General features: G+C 48.4%; 18 protein-coding genes and 1 pseudogene. 1 reads left to right on the top strand and 18 read right to left on the bottom strand.

Going from position 1 to position 18,824, the window contains the following annotated elements:
- Positions 1 to 276: 276 nt before the first annotated feature.
- From cobD to AB7D94_RS10315, 11 genes and pseudogenes are all read right to left on the bottom strand, one after another.
- A complete protein-coding gene (cobD, locus tag AB7D94_RS10365) occupies positions 277 to 1,392 on the bottom strand; it encodes a threonine-phosphate decarboxylase CobD (RefSeq protein ID WP_420265779.1) in 1,116 nt (371 codons plus the stop codon).
- A gap of 26 nt (positions 1,393 to 1,418) precedes the next feature.
- Positions 1,419 to 1,877 (bottom strand): hypothetical protein, encoded by a 459-nt coding sequence (locus AB7D94_RS10360; protein WP_420265778.1) that lies wholly within the window; start codon positions 1,875 to 1,877, stop codon positions 1,419 to 1,421.
- Between the two features lie 25 nt (positions 1,878 to 1,902).
- Positions 1,903 to 3,078, bottom strand: a complete 1,176-nt coding sequence (locus AB7D94_RS10355) for a type IV pilus twitching motility protein PilT (protein ID WP_420265777.1) — start codon at positions 3,076 to 3,078, stop codon at positions 1,903 to 1,905.
- Between the two features lie 38 nt (positions 3,079 to 3,116).
- Positions 3,117 to 4,190: a type IV pilus twitching motility protein PilT gene (locus AB7D94_RS10350; protein ID WP_420265776.1), complete on the bottom strand. Its 1,074-nt coding sequence runs from the start codon at positions 4,188 to 4,190 to the stop codon at positions 3,117 to 3,119.
- Positions 4,191 to 4,313: 123 nt separating this feature from the next.
- Positions 4,314 to 5,084, bottom strand: a complete 771-nt coding sequence (locus AB7D94_RS10345; protein ID WP_420265775.1) for an MvaI/BcnI family restriction endonuclease — start codon at positions 5,082 to 5,084, stop codon at positions 4,314 to 4,316.
- A 32-nt stretch (positions 5,085 to 5,116) separates the two neighbouring features.
- On the bottom strand, positions 5,117 to 5,998 hold the full coding sequence (locus AB7D94_RS10340) for a DNA methyltransferase (protein WP_420265774.1): 882 nt from the start codon (positions 5,996 to 5,998) through the stop codon (positions 5,117 to 5,119).
- Between the two features lie 10 nt (positions 5,999 to 6,008).
- Positions 6,009 to 6,140: pseudogene (locus AB7D94_RS10335) on the bottom strand (IS1 family transposase); the annotation flags it as partial.
- 94 nt (positions 6,141 to 6,234) lie between these two features.
- On the bottom strand, positions 6,235 to 7,035 hold the full coding sequence (locus AB7D94_RS10330) for a HesA/MoeB/ThiF family protein (RefSeq protein WP_420265773.1): 801 nt from the start codon (positions 7,033 to 7,035) through the stop codon (positions 6,235 to 6,237).
- 7 nt (positions 7,036 to 7,042) lie between these two features.
- A complete protein-coding gene (locus AB7D94_RS10325; RefSeq protein WP_420265772.1) occupies positions 7,043 to 7,288 on the bottom strand; it encodes a sulfurtransferase TusA family protein in 246 nt (81 codons plus the stop codon).
- A gap of 20 nt (positions 7,289 to 7,308) precedes the next feature.
- A complete protein-coding gene (locus AB7D94_RS10320) occupies positions 7,309 to 8,607 on the bottom strand; it encodes a homoserine dehydrogenase (protein ID WP_420265771.1) in 1,299 nt (432 codons plus the stop codon).
- Positions 8,604 to 9,776 (bottom strand): aminotransferase class I/II-fold pyridoxal phosphate-dependent enzyme, encoded by a 1,173-nt coding sequence (locus AB7D94_RS10315; RefSeq protein ID WP_420265769.1) that lies wholly within the window; start codon positions 9,774 to 9,776, stop codon positions 8,604 to 8,606. The genes AB7D94_RS10320 and AB7D94_RS10315 overlap by 4 nt, the downstream gene beginning before the upstream one ends.
- 405 nt (positions 9,777 to 10,181) lie before the next feature.
- On the opposite strand from AB7D94_RS10315, the gene AB7D94_RS10310 reads away from it, so the two are divergent.
- Positions 10,182 to 10,970: a spermidine synthase gene (locus AB7D94_RS10310; protein ID WP_420265768.1), complete on the top strand. Its 789-nt coding sequence runs from the start codon at positions 10,182 to 10,184 to the stop codon at positions 10,968 to 10,970.
- A gap of 7 nt (positions 10,971 to 10,977) precedes the next feature.
- Here AB7D94_RS10310 and AB7D94_RS10305 read toward each other — a convergent pair whose 3' ends face one another.
- From AB7D94_RS10305 to AB7D94_RS10275, 7 genes are all read right to left on the bottom strand, one after another.
- On the bottom strand, positions 10,978 to 12,462 hold the full coding sequence (locus tag AB7D94_RS10305; RefSeq protein ID WP_420265766.1) for an SPOR domain-containing protein: 1,485 nt from the start codon (positions 12,460 to 12,462) through the stop codon (positions 10,978 to 10,980).
- A 91-nt stretch (positions 12,463 to 12,553) separates the two neighbouring features.
- Positions 12,554 to 13,792 (bottom strand): ABC transporter permease, encoded by a 1,239-nt coding sequence (locus AB7D94_RS10300; protein ID WP_420265765.1) that lies wholly within the window; start codon positions 13,790 to 13,792, stop codon positions 12,554 to 12,556.
- Entirely contained in the window at positions 13,789 to 15,003 is a 1,215-nt protein-coding gene (locus tag AB7D94_RS10295; protein ID WP_420265763.1) for an ABC transporter permease, read from the bottom strand. The genes AB7D94_RS10300 and AB7D94_RS10295 overlap by 4 nt, the downstream gene beginning before the upstream one ends.
- Before the next feature lie 4 nt (positions 15,004 to 15,007).
- On the bottom strand, positions 15,008 to 15,655 hold the full coding sequence (locus AB7D94_RS10290; RefSeq protein WP_420265761.1) for an ABC transporter ATP-binding protein: 648 nt from the start codon (positions 15,653 to 15,655) through the stop codon (positions 15,008 to 15,010).
- A 50-nt stretch (positions 15,656 to 15,705) separates the two neighbouring features.
- Positions 15,706 to 16,992, bottom strand: coding sequence for an efflux RND transporter periplasmic adaptor subunit (locus AB7D94_RS10285; protein WP_420265760.1), 1,287 nt, complete (start codon positions 16,990 to 16,992; stop codon positions 15,706 to 15,708).
- Positions 16,982 to 18,175, bottom strand: coding sequence for a nickel pincer cofactor biosynthesis protein LarC (gene larC, locus AB7D94_RS10280; RefSeq protein ID WP_420265758.1), 1,194 nt, complete (start codon positions 18,173 to 18,175; stop codon positions 16,982 to 16,984). Before larC ends, AB7D94_RS10285 begins: the two co-directional genes overlap by 11 nt.
- A 155-nt stretch (positions 18,176 to 18,330) precedes the next feature.
- Complete coding sequence (locus AB7D94_RS10275; protein ID WP_420265757.1) at positions 18,331 to 18,660, bottom strand: hypothetical protein; 330 nt, start codon at positions 18,658 to 18,660, stop codon at positions 18,331 to 18,333.
- Positions 18,661 to 18,824: the final 164 nt, after the last annotated feature.

The following is an 18,824-nucleotide window of genomic DNA, read 5'->3' as shown; positions in this document are numbered from 1 at the left end:
GACATCTGCTACCCCCACTGTAAAGATGGGGTTTTCTTGACGCTTACAAAGAACTACAAGCTCATCGAAAGTAAAATTCTTTGGCTTCGATATCAATTCAAAATCGTCTTCCATTATAGAGCCTCCTTCAATCATTTTAAGCGTTCATTGGTAGATAAAACTGACCCGTCAAAATCAAGCGTTAACCGGTACAGAGCACGGTAAATTTGTTCTCCACCATTGACATCACATGCAACCTCTTCTAATCCCCATCACCATGTCCTCTTTGGGACATTTCTACTTTGGTATTACATGATTATTTTTTCTCAGAATTGATGCAATATTTTTAAAAAGCAGGGCGTTTTCTCTGTGGCTCTTTACGGCTATCCTCAGATAATTGTCATTCAGGCCGTTGAAGTTTGAGCAGTCTCTTAGGACAATCCCCCGTTTTCTTAACTCTTCGTAGAGAACCGGCGCCCTTTCGTCTCTTGTCAGATAGAAATTTATTTTAGACGGGTAGAAACTAATCTCATGCCTTCGCAGCATTTTCTCTATGTAGGCCTTTTCCCTTCTCAGGTATTTAAAGGTTTCTGTCTCGTAGGCCTTGTCACAAAGGGCGGCAACTCCAGCCCTCTGTGACAGTGAGTTCACCGACCATGGCTCTTTGTTGGCGGCAAGGGCAGTGGAGACATCATCGTGAAAGAACATGGCCCCAAGCCTCAGGCCACTCAGTGCGTAGAACTTTGTCAGAGACCGCAGCACCATAAGGCCGGGATAATTGCTCACCTCACTGGTGATACTCTCCTGCGCCGCGAAATCCACAAATGCCTCATCAACCACTAAATAGCAGTTACACTGCCCGGCGTGCTCTACGATGGACAGCACGGCGTCTCTGCTTAGGACGCCTCCGGTTGGGGAGTTGGGATTACAGAGAAATGCAATGTCGGCGTCTCTCATTCCCCTGATAAAGCCTTCAATGTTCAGCTCGAAGTTGTCTCTTTCTTCTATTGGAAACAATGTTATTTCTTTCACGCCGTTTACAGACAGCGCCCTTTCGTATTCTGAGAATGTCGGCACTGCGATAAGCGCCCTTACTGGTTTAATAGCCCGCGCGATAAGATAAATAAGCTCGGTGCTGCCATTGCCGCACATTATATTTTTATCGGGGACGCCGGTTTTTTTCGATAATTGGCGGCGCAGCGCGGTGCATTCGGGGTCGGGATACGCTGGCAGGTATTTCAGGGCCTTTCTGATTTCGGCCTTCACCTTTTTGGATATGCCCAGTGGGTTTACCGACGCACTGAAATCCAGCACCTTTCGATGGGCAATCCCCAGTTCGGCGGCGAGGCCATAGATGTTCCCCCCGTGGCGCGGCCTGTTGTCCTGCCCCGCGGCGCGGCGCTTGTCTGGCATATTATGTTAACACCTTTGAAGAACGGCTATGCCTTGCCGGATTCGCGAAGAATCTCGTTATATACCTTATAAAACAGGTAGTTAGTCGGGATAGATTTCTTTAGAATTGCCTTCATCTCCGGCATGTCGGCTTCGTTTATTACGATATTGACACTCTCCGCGAAGGCCGCCATATGGTCAAGCGTAGTGTATTTTGTCCCCGCGAGGGCAACAAATGTCTTTCTTCTGGCCGATATTGGCATAGATTGGATAATTTCGAGGACTTCGTTATTTTCGGAGTTTCCACCGCCGAAACTGTCATGGACATATACTACATCATACTGGTCATACTTTAGCTTGTCTGACACGTCTTCGGGTGACCCGGCTCTTTGAACCTTATAGGCAAGGTCTTCTAACGCGCCCTCTGCCGCCTCTGCTCTTTCCACGTTGTCGTCGCAGACCAGTGCGGCCCTATTTTCCTCTGAGATGGGTGTAATGGCTGGCATTTCCCGGCCTCCTGTTCATAGTCTGTTATTTTTTGGCCTTTCTGGCATAATCTTTATCTATGCTCAGGCCTTCAATGTCTGTGGTCTTTTCGCCCTTGGAGCTTTTTACCATATCCAGTCCTCTGCCTACGATGGCCTTTCTTGAGGAGTAGGCAAGCGCCGTCTCTTCATTTATCAGCCCCGCCTTGTAGAGGTTTATTATGGACTTGTCAAATGTCTGCATACCATAGGTCTCACCGGCGTCTATTATCTCGTAAAAGGTCTTTCCCTCACCTTCGCCATTTGTTATTGTGTCCTTCACCCGAAGATTTGTCTTTAATATCTCAATTGCGGCAACCCTGCCGCCTCCAACCTTGGGCATAAGCCTCTGGCTCACTATCCATCTGACAGTGTCTGCGAGGCGATGGCGAAGCAGCACCTCCTCATCCTTATCAAACATACCGATGATTCTGTTAACCGTCTGTCCGGAGTCAATTGTGTGCAGGGTGGCAAGGACAAGATGGCCTGTCTCGGCTGCCGTAATACCAATTTCCACAGTCTCGCGGTCTCTCATTTCACCAACGAGGATGACCTTGGGCGCCTGTCTTAGGGCTGCCCTCAGCCCGTTTGCAAATGAATCGAAATCCACTCCCATCTCCCTCTGGTTAAACGTGGATTTCTTATGCGGGTGCATGTACTCCACAGGGTCCTCAAGCGTCAGCACATGGACGGCCTTTTGCTCGTTGATGAGGTTTAAGACGGCGGCAAGCGTAGATGACTTACCGCTTCCGGTTGCTCCCGTGACGAGGACGAGGCCGTTTTTCTCTTCGGCAATCAGGCCGAGGACCTTTGGCACTCTCAGGTCGGCAAGGGTGGGGATGCGGGTCTCAAGTTTTCTTAGAACGATGGAGTATGTGCCGCGCTGCGAGAAGATATTTACCCTGAACCTGGCCTTGCCGGGCAGGGAATATGACAGGTCGCAGGAGCCTTGCCTTATCAGATTTTCAACTAATCTCCTGTCTGAGTGGATAAGATGCAGGGCAAAGACCTCAGTCTGAAAAGGCGTCAGCGATTTCAGAGACTGATCGTCGAACTCAACGGGTAAGAGCTGCCCGGCTGCCTCTACTTGCGGCGGTTTTCCAACCGTAAGGTTCAGGTCGGACACGTTGGCGGCGCTCTCAAGCATTGTGGACAGTATTGAGTCAATATCGTTTTTTGTCATAGTTTCGTCTCCTCAACCACGTAATTCAATAAATATGTCTAAAAATCAGGAGGCGGTTCCTTGAGAAATGGGATAAACCGCTTCTTATCTATTGCCTTTTCGTATGATTCCTCTGGCGATACCCAGCCCTTTTGCAGCAAATCCAAAATAGCGTCGTCAAGGGTCTGCATCCCGAGCTTTTTTCCTGTCTGCATTACAGAGGCAAGCTGCGGGGTCTTGGCCTCCCTTATCAGGTTGGCCGCGGCATAGGTGATAATGAGGATTTCAAGGACGGCTATTCTGCCCTTTTTGTCAATCCTTCTAAAGAGATTTTGTGCAACGACCCCCTTTAGGGCCTCTGATAATGTGGTGCGTATCTGTGCCTGCTGGTTTGCGGGAAACACATCCACCACCCTGTCAACGGTCTTTGTGGCGCTTTGCGTGTGGAGGGTTCCAAAGACGAGGTGACCGGTTGAGGCAGCCTCAAGGGCCAGTTGAATCGTCTCAAGGTCTCTCATTTCTCCAACGAGTATTATGTCAGGGTCTTCACGAAGCGCCCCTCTGAGGGCGGCCCCGAAGGACTTTGTATGAAGGCCAACCTCACGATGGTTGACTATGCAGCTCTGACTTTTATGGACAAATTCTATTGGGTCTTCGATTGTGAGAATGTGGTCTTTACGCACCTTATTCGCGTAGTCTATTATTGCCGCGAGGGTTGTTGATTTACCGCTTCCGGTTGGTCCGGTAACAAGGACGAGGCCTTTTTGCAGTGTGGCAAACCTCTTGCAGACCAAGGGTATGTTGAGTTCCTCGACCGTGGCAATCTTACTGGGGATGAGCCTGAAGACAGACCCCACGCCCCATTTCTGTTGAAAGAAGTTAGCCCTGTAGCGACCAAGTCCCGGCACCTCGTACGCAAAGTCAATATCTCCCGTTTCCTCGTAAACCTTTATTTTCTCTTCGGGGGCGATTTCGTAGAGCATGGACTTGAGTTCGTCGTTGTCAAGCTCCTTGTACTTTACTCGTTCCATCTCGCCGCGAATACGCAAAATAGGCTGCGACCCTGCAACCATGTGGAGATCTGAGGCGCCTTGTTCGTTCATCAATTTAAAAAACGCGTCTATCTTCGCCACTTTAACCCTCCCCAAACTAAATTATAAATTGCCACACAACGCACCATACGGTTGGGAGTGTAGCAGATTCTAAGCGATTTTGTCAAAGACGGTGAACTGGGTGTAGATGGTCAGTTTGAAATATTACGACACATAAGTAGCTGAATCATAAAGCTCAGGCAGTTTGTCTTGTGTAAGCCGAAACTTAGTCCCATGATTGTGCCCCGTTCTTGCGTCAAAATCAATGTACAAGTGCCCTTGCTCCACACAATCAACAAACTTATCGAAAGAAAAACTTGACAAGATAAGTAGTTTTTCATATTTAAAATACTCATGTCCGTCTTCTATTTTTGCGTCAGCTATGACATAAAAACAATTCATAAGTTTAGACCCGATGGCATATTTCAGGTCATCAAAGCCCCAGTAAGGCTCAGGGTTTATTTTCCCAGTCCCTATTCGTTCTTTAACACTTTCATACCATAAGGACACATCAGCATCTGCTATTTCAACCATAGACGAATTAAAATCAAAAATAAGTTTTCGTTGTATCCTATCAACTATTACCTTAAATCCTCTCTTTGTATATGAAGTTGCGCTCGTAGTAGAGCGGAATGACATTTCTTCTTCAGAATATTTCCTGCCAGCCTCTTTATGCTTCCAGCCATACTTAGGCAAGAGAACAGTTGAAACAATTTTAGCACCTGTCGGTGACGGTTCTATATGTTTTAAAGTTATAAGAGACGATGTGTGCTTTCTCTGCCCTTTAAGTTCCCATTCATGAGAATTCGCGATAGGCAGATTGTTTTCCTTAATACCAAGTAGTATTTCGAGTGTGTTCCCAACTGCCCCATCGTTTCGTTTATCAACTGTTTTCTTAACACTCCTATGCCAACCTGTATCAATAATCTGCTTCATAGAGGAAATCATCTCTGCTTTGGAATATAATCTCATTTTGGTGGTCTCCAGAAATCCAGAAGGTACTCAAAGGTTACCCCCATAGTGATATAGTTGCTTGGCCAGCCAAAAATACCAATTTTATTTACAATGTTTGTCCTATCCCATATAATAATATTCCTAAGTTCATATCCTCTGCGTCTTAGCTCCTCTACCAAAGATATGTGTATGGTAATCCTTTCGTTTTCCCACCACATATCAGGAACGTTGATAACACAATGAGCCTTCGGTTTTAAGAGCGGTAACAGTGATTCAAAAATATCACCCATAACTAATGAATAATCTTCTAATGACATTGTCCCCAAATCTCTGATGTCCTGAGAATATTGCTCTACTTTATTAAGTTGTTCGTTTTTTCTATCTCGTCTTGACTTATTTTTTCTTTGTCGGTTCAAAAGGTTGGCGTATGGTGGGGAAGTCCATACAAGAGATATCGTTTCTTCTGCAAAATATTCATAGATATTCCTTGCATCATCTTGAACAGGTATCTGTTTTGACCGATTAAGAAGATGCCCATTAGAAAGGCGGGCATTGCAAAGTTCTATGTAGTTTGACTGCAAATCGAACCCTACGGCGTTTCTATTGGTGTCTCTTGCCGCCACAAGCGTTGTCCCACTTCCTACGAATGGGTCTATAACAAGTTCACCTGCGTGGGTAAATAGTTCTATTACCTTTCTACAAAGAGAAATTGGGAATGTGGCCGGATGTGTACTTTTATCTCTAACATCACGTTTCTCATATGTAAACTGCCAGACTCCTATCTGGTTTTTTAGCCATTCTTTGGCAGTAAGGCAATTAATATTAGTTTTTTTACACTCACAAAGACGCTCATGTTCAATATTCAATAATTTCTTTTTATTTTCCTGTACTTCCATATACGCTTCATTATAGCAGCAATCCTATGATTTCCTCAATAGTCCATACATGATTAGATATTCCCGCTTCCATTGCCGGAGTTACACGTAAGGTCTTGTGAATCCTTGCAAAATTATAGTACATAAAGTAGAGGGCAATGGCATGACCTGTCAATGATGACGAATGCCGGTATGGATAGGGACATAATCAAGTCGGTACTGAAGTCTGGCTAAGATTTCTTAAATAGGACGCTGCCTTACGCCCTGCAGTAGTTTGCCTCATAGCTGCCTAGTTTCGTTATCGTCGGGTTTGTGCCGCAGACAGGGCAGTCGGGGTTTTTTGGGACTTTTACCTTTCTGAATGTTGTTTTTAGGGCGTCGTATATCAGTAGTGTGTTCTTTAGGACGTCACCCTTGCCGAGGATTAGTTTTAGGACTTCCATCGCCTGTAATGTGCCTATTATGCCCGGCAGCACCCCAAGCACCCCGCCCTCCTGACATGACGGTACAAGCCCCTCAGGTGGCATCTCCTCAAACAGGCATCGGTAACAGTGCCCCTCACCCGGGACTATCGTCGTCACCTGCCCCTCAAATCTCAATACCGCACCGCTTGACAACGGTTTGCCCGCCAACACACAGGCATCATTTACAAGGTATCTGGTAGGGAAATTGTCGCTGCCATCTATCACTATGTCGTAGTCCTTTATGAAGCCGAGGATGTTCTCAGGCGTCAGGCGCTCTTTTATCGCAACGATTTCCACGTCAGGGTTTAAGTCATTAAGGACGGACTTTGCGGATTCCACCTTAGGGCGGCCTATGGTCTTTGTGCTGTGTAGTATTTGGCGCTGGAGGTTGCTCAAATCCACTACGTCATCATCAACTATGGCAATCCTGCCAACCCCGGCGGCAGTCAGATAATAACTAATAGGGCAGCCCAGCCCCCCCGCCCCTATCAAAAACACCTTCGCCGCGGCGATTTTAGCCTGTCCCTTGCCCCCTACCTCCGGCAATATGATATGCCGACTGTAGCGCACCATCTGGTCATCGGTAAAGTCCACGGCGGCGTTAATCCCTCTCTTTCCTTATCACTATAACCCACTCGGTATCGTTTATTTTGTCTACGGAGAGTACCCTCTGGCCGTGGTCCTGCATGGATTTCGGTATGCTGACCGCCGCGTCGGGATAATTTAGTAGTATCTCCAGCACCTCGCCAACGTTCATTGATTCAAGCGTCAGCTTTGACCTTACAAACGTATATGGGCATTTCAGCCCCCTTATGTCTATCCTCTTGTCGGGGATTATCTCATCCATGATGGCTGACTCCTATGCTGCTAATTGTATTCCTTGCCTTCTACTCGAATGAATCTTGTCTTAGCGGCAACTGCCGGTAGTGTATCTATCTCTTTTACGGCGTTTATGATGTCCCGCTCTTTTGCCCTGTGGGTCAGGACTACCAGTGGGACGGCCTCGTCCGCTCTTCTTTCTTTTTGTATGACGGCTGATATGCTGATATTGTGCTCCCCTAATACGCCGGAAATCTTTGACAACACGCCCGGCCTGTCCATGACGGTAAATCTGAAATAATACATCGTCTCAATGTCTGAGATGTCCTTTATTTTATAACCACTGCCGTCGGCGTTTAAAAATGGGCAGCAACGCCCTTCGCCCCTGTCGGCAATGTCTATTATGTCGCTCACCACGGCACTGCCCGTAGGCATATCCCCGGCGCCACGCCCGTAGTACATCGTCTCACCAACGGCGTCTCCCACTACATAAACGGCGTTTAATACGTCGTCCACCTTAGATATCAGATAGTCCTCCGGCAACATCGTAGGATGAACGCGAAGCTCTATTTCGGAGTTCACCACCTTTGCTATCGCAAGCAGCTTTATCTTATAGCCAAGCTCTGAGGCATAGGCTATGTCCTCAGGGGTTATCGCGGTTATGCCTTCTTTATAAACCTTGTCGAAAGAGAGGGGGATGCCATATGAAAGCGACGCCAATAGCGTCAGCTTGTGGGCAGTGTCTATGCCCTCAATATCGAACGTGGGGTCGGCCTCCGCGTAGCCGAGGCGCTGGGCGTCTTTTAGTACCATATCAAACGGCGCGCCCTCTTTTGTCATGCGCGTTAAAATATAATTAGATGTACCGTTTATTATTCCATAGATAGACAGGATGTTGTTTGCCGCAAGGCCCTCGCGCATCACCTTTATGATGGGGATACCACCGGCTACGGCCGCCTCAAACCCTACGCTTTTGTGCTGGGCCTCCGCCCCGGCGAATATCTCAGTACCATGCGTTGCAAGCAGTGCCTTGTTGGCCGTGACGATGTGCTTACCTTTTTTGAGTGCCTCAAGCATGAATTTCTTTGCCGGTTGGATGCCGCCAATAAGTTCAACTACAACATCAACAGCGGGGTCATTGATAATGTCATATGCGTCAGTTGTCAACACGCCCTGTGGGATTTGAACCCCGCGGTCACGTTCTATGTCAAGGTCGGCAATCCATTTTAGTTTGATTTTGATACCTGTGCGCCTTTCTATCAGCGCGCCGTTTTGAAGGATTATCCTCGCCGTGCCGCTTCCTACCGTGCCGAACCCTATGATACCGACATTTACTGCCTTACTCACTTTGCCAGCAGCCTTTTGATGCCTTTCAACGCCTGTTTTATCCTGTGCTCATTTTCCACGATGGCAAACCTCACATAGCCGTCGCCGCTGTCTCCGAAACCTATGCCCGGTGAGACGGCCACCTTGGCCTCTCTTATCAGGAGCTTACAAAACTCCAGAGAGCCGAGAGGCTTGAACTCATCAGGAATTTCAGCCCACACAAACATGGTCGCCTTAGGGGCTGGCACATGCCATCCGGCGCGGTTGAGACCGTCAATGAGAATGTCCCTCCTGACCTCATGTATCCTGCGAATATCCTCTACGGCGTCCTGAGGCCCCCTGAGGGCAACAATGGCCGCTATTTGAATGGGTTGGAACATGCCGTAATCAAGATAGCTTTTTATTTTCGTCAGCGCACCGACTATTTCGCGGTTGCCGCAGCAATAACCCACTCGCCATCCGGCCATCGAGTAGCTCTTTGACATCGAGAAAAACTCAACCCCTACGTCAAGCGCCCCCTTTGCCTGTAGAAAACTCGGTGCCTTATAATCATCATACACAAGGTCGGCATAGGCGAGGTCATGAATTACCATGAGGTCGTTTTCCTTTGCAAAGTCCACCACCTTCTGGAAAAAATCCAAATCCACCACCTCAGTCGTGGGATTGTGAGGGAAGTTGATTATCAGTACCTTTGGCCTCGGCCATGTGTTTTTATACGCCTTTTCCATCTCCTCAAAGAAATTTATGCCGGGGCCGATAGGGATATTTCTCACCTGCCCGCCCGCGATTATTACGCTGTAGGGGTGAATCGGATACGCAGGCGTTGGCGTAAGGGCAACGTCCTGCGGCTCTATCATGGCAAGTATCAGATGGCTAAACCCCTCTTTGCAGCCTATTGTGACAACGGCGTTTTCGTCAGGGTTCAAACTGACGCCATAGCGCCTGTCGTACCACTCGCAGATGGCCATTCTGAGCTGTGTAATCCCGCGGGAAGCCGAATACATATGGTTTTTGGGATTTTTTGCCGCTTCGCGCAGCTTCTCAACGATGTGCTTTGGCGTGGGCATGTCGGGATTGCCCATCCCCAGGTCAATGATATCCTCACCGCGCCGCCTCGCCTCCATTTTAAGGTTGTTCACAATCGCAAAGACATAGGGCGGCAGCCTCTTTATCCTGTTAAATTCAAACATGCGCCTATTATACAACAATGATTTAATTTATGAAATAAAAATTTAAGATTTTTTTTGAGACATCGGCCAGCGCGAAAAATACACGGTAAATTTGTTCTGACGGATAAAACAAGTTTTCATTGGAAGTTGCAACGATTTCTGGCCTGTCCTTTTCTTAGTCCGTCATTCCGGCTTCATTTTGTCATTCCGGCTTGTCCGGAATCTGTCCTTATACCTCAGCATAGGCAAAATCATCTTGAAACAACCATTTAAGGGACGATTCTGGACAAGCCGGAATGACGGAAAGGGACAATGATGACAACAATCCAAGCAATTACCGCTTACTTATGATGGAGAACAAATTTACCGTGGCGAAAAAAATTTGACGCAACCACATCAATTGGCATAGTATTATCAGGCAGACATATGACTAAACGGGAAGTCTTATATTATCTGAAGCGGGATATGAACAGCTTGATGGTCACAAGGCGAGGTGGTGTTGTCACCCTGTGGTGTCCTCTTAAGACAAAGCAAAGCGAGGCTGACCTTGACAACCCTCTTTTGCCAATGCTTGAGTACGCGAGGAATATCTTGTGCGTCCTTCTTTTCGTCCCTGAGCCGCAGCGTGTGTTGGTAATCGGGCTTGGAGGGGGGACGATTCCCACCGCCCTGTCTGGGGCGGCAGAGGGCGCAGTCATAGATATTGTAGAAATAGACGCAGTGATTGCCGCAATTGCAGAGAATTATTTCCCATTCAGGCCATCCCCCCGCATGAGGCTCTTCATCGGCGACGGCGCTGGCTTCGTCAGGGAATCAACTGAGCTTTACGACGTTGTAATCGTAGATGCCTACACGGGGGCACAGCTTGCGGAGTCAATCTATTCAGAGGCGTTTTACGCGGATGTATCGCGCTGCCTTACAGACAGGGGTGTGGCGGCGGTGAACATAATAACCGGCAATAAGGCGTTATTCAAAAATAATCTCAGGCTCATTCACGGGGCCTTTGCAAGTGTATCAACGTTGGATTGCCAAGGTTCAAATAATACCGTCGTCTTTGCCACTAAGAAAAAGACACATAGGTCCTCTTTAGCGCACAATGCCGGAGTTGTCGAACCTAAACTCCCAACAGGCTTTCGCCCTTGGGCGCTGATAGACCAATTCAGGGGTGTGCCGCTGCTGGACAGGGCAAAGTGGCGGCTGGGCAAACCGCAATAACGCCTGATCAGGACTTACGAAGAATGACATCCATTCTTTTAGTATCTCTGAGTTTTTTCATAGTTGCCATAGCGTCCGCCTTATTTTTGTACCTCCCTGCCAGTACCTTGTAAAGCGCGGTGCCATGTGGGTCTTTTACGGTCATTATGCTGGCGCCATAGCCCTCTCTGCGCAGGGTTTCAGTGAGTTTTTTCGCGTTTGCCATGTCTTTGAACGAACCAAGCTGTACGGCATATGCTCCTGATGCAGGGGCGTTGTCCCCGCGCTTGGCGGTCAGGAGTCTTCCTTTCTTAGCAGTCCTGCCCTTTTTATTGCTGGCGGTACTGAGTTTCCCCTTTGGGGCGGTTGCGGGAGGTTCGGCCTTTGGTGTTATCTTTGCGACTGGCTCTGCGACAGGTTTTTCGACTGGCCTTGTGGGCGGCTCAACAATGGGTTGCTTTTTTTCCTGCGCGGGGACAATGTCCCTGGGCGGTGCTGGCTTTTGAGTCTGTGCTATTGGCGTTGGCGCGGGAGTTGCGACCGGTTCAGGCGTTGGCGTGAACTGGGTTGGTTTTACAGGCGCAGCTTCAGGTGTTGGCGCGGGGGCAACTGGAGTTACCGCTGGGGCAGCGGGGCTGCTTACCGGCGCTGGCTGCGGTTTTGGCAGCAAGTTAGACGCCAGCGGTGGCATGGATGCGGGTGCTTTCTTAGCCACCTGTTTTGACTTGGCCATCATATCGGGACTTGGTTTGGTGGCGCGCAAGAAAAACAGATATACCACTGCCAATAAGATTGCAAATACGGCAAGGGTCGTTATTGCGAATAGTTTCTTTCTTTTAGCACGATTTTCTTTCAGAACATTGAGTATCTCATCCTCATCTGATTCCATTACAGTAGTCTCCTCTCCTACCGGTTCTACGAAGGAATCTTCGTGGTCGTCATAATCAGTGTCACTATGCGTATGGGGCGGAGGTTCAGGGCTGTCGGCTTGATAAGCGTCTGATGGGCCTTCGGGCTGCTCATGGTGTGGCTCGTCTGAATGCCCATTTGCCTTTTCAATCAGGTCAAATCTGATATTCTCATGTTGCTCATCCTCAACGGCATAATCTTCACTGTCCGACGGCTGCTCATCATCAGGGGCAGACCACTCTATGTGTTCGCTTACCTTTTGAAGCAGATCGTCTTTATCTACGGGGAGCTTTATCGTGTCCACTATTTTATATATTGTCCTATATCTGTCGTCATATTTTTTTTCTATCTCCGAGAGCATAATAAACGGCAGGCCTTTTAATGACTCTTCACTTCGCAGGTCTCTTATCACCTCATAGCCGCTTGAATCAATTAACATAGACTTTACCAGCACCAGTGAGGGCCGTACCGCCAGCGCAGTCTCAAGGGCTTCCAGCTTTGTCGTTGCACTATATACCGCATAACCCTCGTTTCGGAGGATTTCGCTTATCTGCCGCATGTTATTACTATCGTCGTCTATGACAAGTATATTGTCCCCGTCCATTATATATCCCCCTATCAAATTAATGTTGTCCTGATAGTATTAACATTTTTACACGAATAATTCAACCCCCACTGAAATATTACGGTTTTATTCAACTTCTTAATATATTTACAGGTTGAATTGCCATCGCCTTTATTGACGGGTATATGCCTGAGGCTATCCCCGTCACAATTGATGCCACAAACGATACTACCACCCCGGCCGGTGATACCGCAAAGGGTATTTTCGCTATGGACGATATGGCAAGGGTCAGCGCTATGCCCGCTATCAGCCCCGCGGCCGCGCCAATGAGCGATATAAAAGACGCCTCCGTTAAAAACTGCAGCGCTATGTCTCGCTTCCTTGCCCCTACAACACGTCTTATCCCTATTTCCACCTTCCTCTCATCCACCATCAGTATCATTACAGATAGTATTCCTATTGAACTTATCGTAAACGATATGGCCGAGGTTATCATCCCTAGCGTAACCACTATCTTCATAGTCTTGGTTTGCATAGAGTTTATATCCTTCAGGTCGGTGACTGTGAAGTCATCCCGTTCCCCTTTTTTTATATTATGCCGCTGCCGGAGCAGCGCCTCTATTTCTCCTTTTAATTGGCCTGCCGCCACTTCTGAGGCCGCCTCCACGTATATGAGATTGATTGTTGGCGTGTTTGTCAGTCTCTTCATAAATGTGCTCAACGGCACATAGACTATGTTGTCTTCGTTTATCTCCGAAAGATCAACCGCCATCGGCTCAAGCACTTCAATCACTTCCAATGCGGCCTGGTTTACGAATATGGTTTTCCCTATGGGGGCCTCACCCTTAAATAATTTCCCGGCCGCCTTTGAGCCTATGATAGCCACTTTTGCCATCGCATCTTTTTCTGTGAATAGTCTGCCTTGCCCCACGGGGATTTTCTTTAATTTAAAAAACTCCATCGGTATGCCCATCATCATTGTACCGGTTACTGTGGTATTCTTATATTTTATCGGGAATGTCTTAGTTGCCGCCGGTGCCACGGTTTTCACCTCCGGCAGGGATTCTTTTATCGCCCTGGCATCGTCAGGCGTCAGCTTTAAGCTCGCTGTGAGGTCGGTTGGGCTGCCGTGCCCACGCGTGAGGCCGCTTTTTACAGTCAGGAGATTCTTCCCGAATCTCTCAAGGTCATTTATCGTCTTTAATTCCATCGAACGCGATGTGTTTGCCACAGTTATCAAAGACAGGGTTCCCAGTACAACCCCCGCTATGGCAAGGAAAGTCCTGAGTTTAAAGCTGCCCAGCGACTTTACCGCAATCGCTAAATTGAGATAAATGTTCTTTGGAAAAAATCTTCCTGCCGCCGTCACTTTATCGCCTCTATCGGCAATAGATTTGCGGCGCTTCTTGCCGGTGCAACTCCAAACACCAGCCCCGTTGCCACTGACATCGCAAATCCAATAGCAAAGGACTTCCATGAAAAGTACATAGGAAAGTCGGCAATCAGGGGCAGCAACTTAGACGCCCCATAGCCCATTATAAAACCCAGCCCCCCCCCGGCCGATGTTATTAACGAGGATTCCATTATGAATTGGTTAAAGATATCCCGTTTCTTAGCGCCAACCGCCCGCCTTATCCCAATCTCGCGTGTCCGCTCCTTTACTGACAGCAAAAAAAGATTGGCCAGCACAAACCCCGACACTACAAGCGACACTATGCCCGAAATGCCAAGCGACACCACAAGCGACCCCGTAAGGGCAGCAAGGAACCTTATTATCTCCTCAGGGCTTACAATGGTGAAATCGTCGCTCTGGCCCTCTTTGAGCTGGTGCCGGTCCCTAAGAAATAACCTCAGCTCTGCCATCCAGTGGTTCAGGGGGCGTCCCTGCTGGTATTTTATCTTTATCGCGCTTATGTATTTGGTATCGTTCATCAGTTTTTTCATCATCACGCCTATGGGTATGATAACTCTGTCGTTGAGATTCATCCCCAACTGAGAGGCGCTCCTGTCTGCCAGTACGCCCGTGACGTTGCAGGGGATTTTTGTGTTTATAAGGATGGTCTTGCCTATCGGGGATGTGTCTTTAAATAGTGTCGCGGCGACCTGGCTGCCTATAAGGCATACGCTTTTCCCGCTGGCCGCGTCTTCGCGCGATAAATCAGAGCCTTCCTCTATCGGCCATGCCCAGCTCATGGCGTAGTCCTCTGTGGAGCCTATGATAAGTGTCTGAGACTTTACGTCTCTGTATGATATGGCAACGCTGCCCCTCATAGCTATTGGAACGACGAGGATTGCCGTTGGGAATGCCTCCCCGATGGCCTGTATGTCGCTGAGTGTCAACGCCTTCATTTTTTCGCCGGTTGCGCGCTGCTCCTCAGACCCGCCAAAAACGAGCACCGTCTCAGGGCCGAATTTCTCCACGAAATCATACGCCTTCTTATACGCCCCCTCCACAGAGGCCACTATTACCGTTATTGAGGCTATCCCCAGCGATACGCTGAAAAGACAGAACGCGGTGCGCAGCTTAAACGACCACACCGCGTAGAGGGCACTTCTTATGTTATTAATAAACCTGTTCACGCCGTTATAACCGCCGGTTGAAGTCGCCGTCTATCAGGCCGTCTTTTATGTGAGTTGTATTGCCCGCGTATGCGGCAATGTTTGGGTCGTGTGTGACGATGATTATGGTCGTTCCCTTGTTGTTGAGCGTGCTGAGGATTGTCATAATTTCAGCGGCTGTCCTGGTGTCAAGCTGGCCGGTGGGTTCGTCGCATATGATTAAATCAGGGTCGTTAATAAGGGCGCGGGCAATGGCGGTGCGCTGCTGCTGCCCACCGGAGAGCTGGCGCGGCTTGAAGTGTGCCCTGTCCTCAAGTCCCACTGTGCGGAGAATCTCCATCGCCTTGTCCCTTACTTTATTTTTGGGGCCATCTTGCGGGGCGTCCATATACAGGGTTGGCAGGAGTACATTTTCAATGACTGTGGCGTAGTGAAGGAGAAAGAAATTCTGAAACACAAAGCCAACGGTCTCGTTTCTGACGACGGAGAGTTCGTCGTCGCTCATGGCGGAGACATCCCTGCCATTGAGGATATATGTGCCGGAGGTGGGAGTGTCAAGACATCCTATGATGTTCATCAGGGTTGTCTTGCCTGAGCCGGAGGTGCCCATGATGGCCGTGAAATCCCCCCTGTTTACCGTAAGGTTCACGCCCCTGAGGGCCTCAACGGTCACATCGCCTGCGATAAACTGCTTGTGTATAGCCTGAAGCTCACAAAGCGCCGTTATTTGTGTTTCCCTCCGGCGTCCCCGGCCTTTGCCGCCTTGTCGGGGGGCTGTATATTTATAACGAGTTTAACGGCTACCTCATCTCCTTCGGCAAGGCCGGAAAGTATCTCTGTCTTATCCTCGCCTTTGATGCCGACCTTTACAATCGTTTTTTCGACCTTGCCGCCCGGCAGTATCTTATAGATGGTGTGTTTGCCGTTTTCAAATTTAACGGCACCGTTTGGTACGCAGAGGACATGTCCCTTTTTCTGCGTTATAACGCGCACGTGCGTGGTCATCTCCGGCCTGACCGTCCTGGCGTCTTCGGGGGAGATGTTTACTATTGCCTGATAGTAAACGATGTTGTCCTTGACAAACGGATGTGGGTCAATTCTGCTTATGAGACCCTTATAAACCTTATCAGGATATGTATCTACTGTGTAGAGGACATCAAGCCCTTTTTTGATTGTCCCTATGTCGCTTTCGTCCACGTATATCCACATCTCAAGTTTGTCGGGAATCATAACGGTAACGAGATTGGCAACCTGAAGGCCGGTTACGACTGTTTCTCCGGCCTGCCCCTGTATCTCTGAGACGACACCTTCAATTGGCGATACGATATTCGTATAGGAGAGCCTTATTTGGGTCTTCTCTATGTTTGATTTGATTGAGGCAATCTCGTCCTCCTGCATCTTGCGGTCATCAAGGAGTTCATTTTTCTGGCGGCTGACGGTCTCTTCGTTTTTTTTCACATCGGCCTCTGCCTGTTCGTAATCGGCTGTGGCCTTGTCGAAGTCGTTTTGGGCAAGGTAGCCCTTTTGCAGCAGGGTCTCTTTTCTCTGCATGTCAAGGGCGGTGATTTTTACTTTTGCCCGTTTTGAGATAAGGTCCTGCTCTGCCTCCTTTATCTTCTGAGGATAGGTGACGACAATCTTATTCAGGTTGCTCTGCGCCTTACTGAGGGAGATGCGAAGCTCTTCAAGGTCTTTCATAACGTCCCTATCATCAATTTTTGCGATCAACTGATTTTTCTTCACGGGGTCGCCAACCGCAACGAGCATCTGGAGGATTTCCCCCGTTGCCCTTGCCCCGATTTTAATCATAGCGCCGACCTGGGGCTTGATTATTCCGGTCTCTACAACGATATTCTCCAAATCGGAGTACGAGGCCCTTGCCGTTTCTATTATCTCGTACGGGGGTTTTTTCGTAAGATAGTTATATGAGAAGATTGACAAGACGGCAACTATGACTGTTGCCGCCCATATGGCGGTTTTTTTACGGCTTCTTATAAAATCAGGAATCATTTGCCTGCCTTAGCGCCTCTTCAATTACCCTTCTTACAGGGACAGAGAACTCCGCCGCAGCTTTTTTACAGTCCTCATATTCGGCCGACACGTTGAGGCACTTGCCGTTTCTTACGGCTGTTTTTATCCTTATTTCTCCATATTTCGTGTTTACGGGGTGGATAGTCCTTTGAAGCGTCTCACGCGATACGCGGTAGTATCTCAACCCGATTGTGGTAGTCTCTTCAAATATTATCTGGGACAACGGCTCTATCTTGTCCTCCCCGGTTATCACGGTAAGCAGGGCCGCCGGGCGGCACTTTTTCATTATGACAGGGGTTATATACACGTCAAGAGCACCGGCCCGAAATAGTTTTTCCATGACGCCACCGTATAACTGCGGGGACATGTCGTCTATGTTTGTCTCAATAATAAAGGCGTTCTCGTCTGAGGAGGTCTGCCGCCCTGCCCTGCCGATAAAAATCCTCAAAATATTTGGCGCTGAGGCGATGTCACGCCCTCCCGCCCCTGTGCCTATGGTGTCAACAATCATATCGGGAAACGCGCCAAAGTCGGCAGACATTTCCTTTATAATGGCGGCACCGGTGGGCGTTGTCAGCTCAAACTCCACCCCGCTTGAGTAAACAGGCATCCCGCGCAGCAGATATGCGGTTGCCGGGGCCGGCACGGGAAGCGTCCCGTGTACGGTTTTTACGCTGCCCCCGCCAACGTTTATGGGCGAGACACAAATTTTCTCTATCCCAAGGTACTTAATACCTGATAAAAATCCGAACACGTCTGCCAGACAATCTACCGCGCCGAGCTCGTGGAGATGTGTATGTTCAAAAGGCTGTCCATGTGCTATGGCCTCGGCCTCGAATATACTGCGAAATATTTTAAGGCCCTTCGCCTTTATATCATCGTCAAACCCCGCGGCGTCAATAATCTCCACTATGTCCTTCCAGTTCCTGTGCCCATTGTGTTGATGGCTCACAGAGGGATTCACGTCAAACTTAAGCGCCCTGAAGCCGTTCTTATACACCGTCTTTGAGGTTATCTCGCCCCCATCTTTCTGTTTTAACACAACGGAGAGCCTCTCCCTGAGATACTCAAGCGGCACACCGGCGTCAATGACCGCCCCGACGAGCATATCCCCGCTTACCCCTGAGGCGCACTGAATATAGGCAACTTTTGTGTCTTCCATTGGCAGTATATTTTAACTTATCCGACAAGATTGTGGGGAAAATAGTTGAGAAAGTGTTTAGACACCAGACCTTTGTAGTATTGTATGACTGTTTAGGGTTCCATTGTAAATATTCTTCTTTTGATTTTAAATTATTATTATCATCGAAACCACTTTTATTTAACCTTCACAAACCGGTAACCAGACAGCGCTGTTTCCACCTCTTCAGTAACAATCCGGCGCACTTCGTCTCTGTCCGGCTTCGTTGCGAGTTCTTTCCTGATAGGCTCTATCTCTTGTTTGAGCATAAAGCGGACTTCGTCACGGTCGGGCTTTGTCGCCAGCTCATGCTTAATATCAGTAAGCTCCCCCTCTATATTCGTTACTCGGTTATCTATATTCGTTACACGCTTATCAAGATTCGTTAATCGCTTATCAAGGCTCTTTACGGTTTCATTGATGGATACTAAAATTATGTCTCTCTCGTCTTCTGTCAGTTTAGCCATTGCCGTGCCCTCCATACCTCTACAATACCACAAATAAGGCGGCCTGTCAATGCTTCCATCAGACAGTGTATTCTAACTTTATCGTTACAGAAAAAACAGCGGTTTACAATCAGGGCAAACGCATTAGAAACTTACACCAGTAATTCCCTCTCCTGGATTCCCGC

Source organism: Candidatus Magnetominusculus dajiuhuensis, from assembly GCF_046044395.1.
Taxonomy (GTDB): domain Bacteria; phylum Nitrospirota; class Thermodesulfovibrionia; order Thermodesulfovibrionales; family Magnetobacteriaceae; genus Magnetominusculus; species Magnetominusculus dajiuhuensis.
This window is presented reverse-complemented; position numbering and strand designations above follow the sequence as displayed.

Coding starts and splice junctions, on each gene's coding strand:
- cobD (WP_420265779.1), bottom strand. CDS start 1,392: ATGCCAGACAAGCGCCGCGCCGCGGGGCAGGACAACAGGCCGCGCCAC.
- AB7D94_RS10360 (WP_420265778.1), bottom strand. CDS start 1,877: ATGCCAGCCATTACACCCATCTCAGAGGAAAATAGGGCCGCACTGGTC.
- AB7D94_RS10355 (WP_420265777.1), bottom strand. CDS start 3,078: ATGACAAAAAACGATATTGACTCAATACTGTCCACAATGCTTGAGAGC.
- AB7D94_RS10345 (WP_420265775.1), bottom strand. CDS start 5,084: ATGAAGCAGATTATTGATACAGGTTGGCATAGGAGTGTTAAGAAAACA.
- AB7D94_RS10340 (WP_420265774.1), bottom strand. CDS start 5,998: ATGGAAGTACAGGAAAATAAAAAGAAATTATTGAATATTGAACATGAG.
- AB7D94_RS10325 (WP_420265772.1), bottom strand. CDS start 7,288: ATGGATGAGATAATCCCCGACAAGAGGATAGACATAAGGGGGCTGAAA.
- AB7D94_RS10315 (WP_420265769.1), bottom strand. CDS start 9,776: ATGTTTGAATTTAACAGGATAAAGAGGCTGCCGCCCTATGTCTTTGCG.
- AB7D94_RS10310 (WP_420265768.1), top strand. CDS start 10,182: ATGACTAAACGGGAAGTCTTATATTATCTGAAGCGGGATATGAACAGC.
- AB7D94_RS10305 (WP_420265766.1), bottom strand. CDS start 12,462: ATGGACGGGGACAATATACTTGTCATAGACGACGATAGTAATAACATG.
- AB7D94_RS10285 (WP_420265760.1), bottom strand. CDS start 16,992: ATGATTCCTGATTTTATAAGAAGCCGTAAAAAAACCGCCATATGGGCG.
- larC (WP_420265758.1), bottom strand. CDS start 18,175: ATGGAAGACACAAAAGTTGCCTATATTCAGTGCGCCTCAGGGGTAAGC.
- AB7D94_RS10275 (WP_420265757.1), bottom strand. CDS start 18,660: ATGGCTAAACTGACAGAAGACGAGAGAGACATAATTTTAGTATCCATC.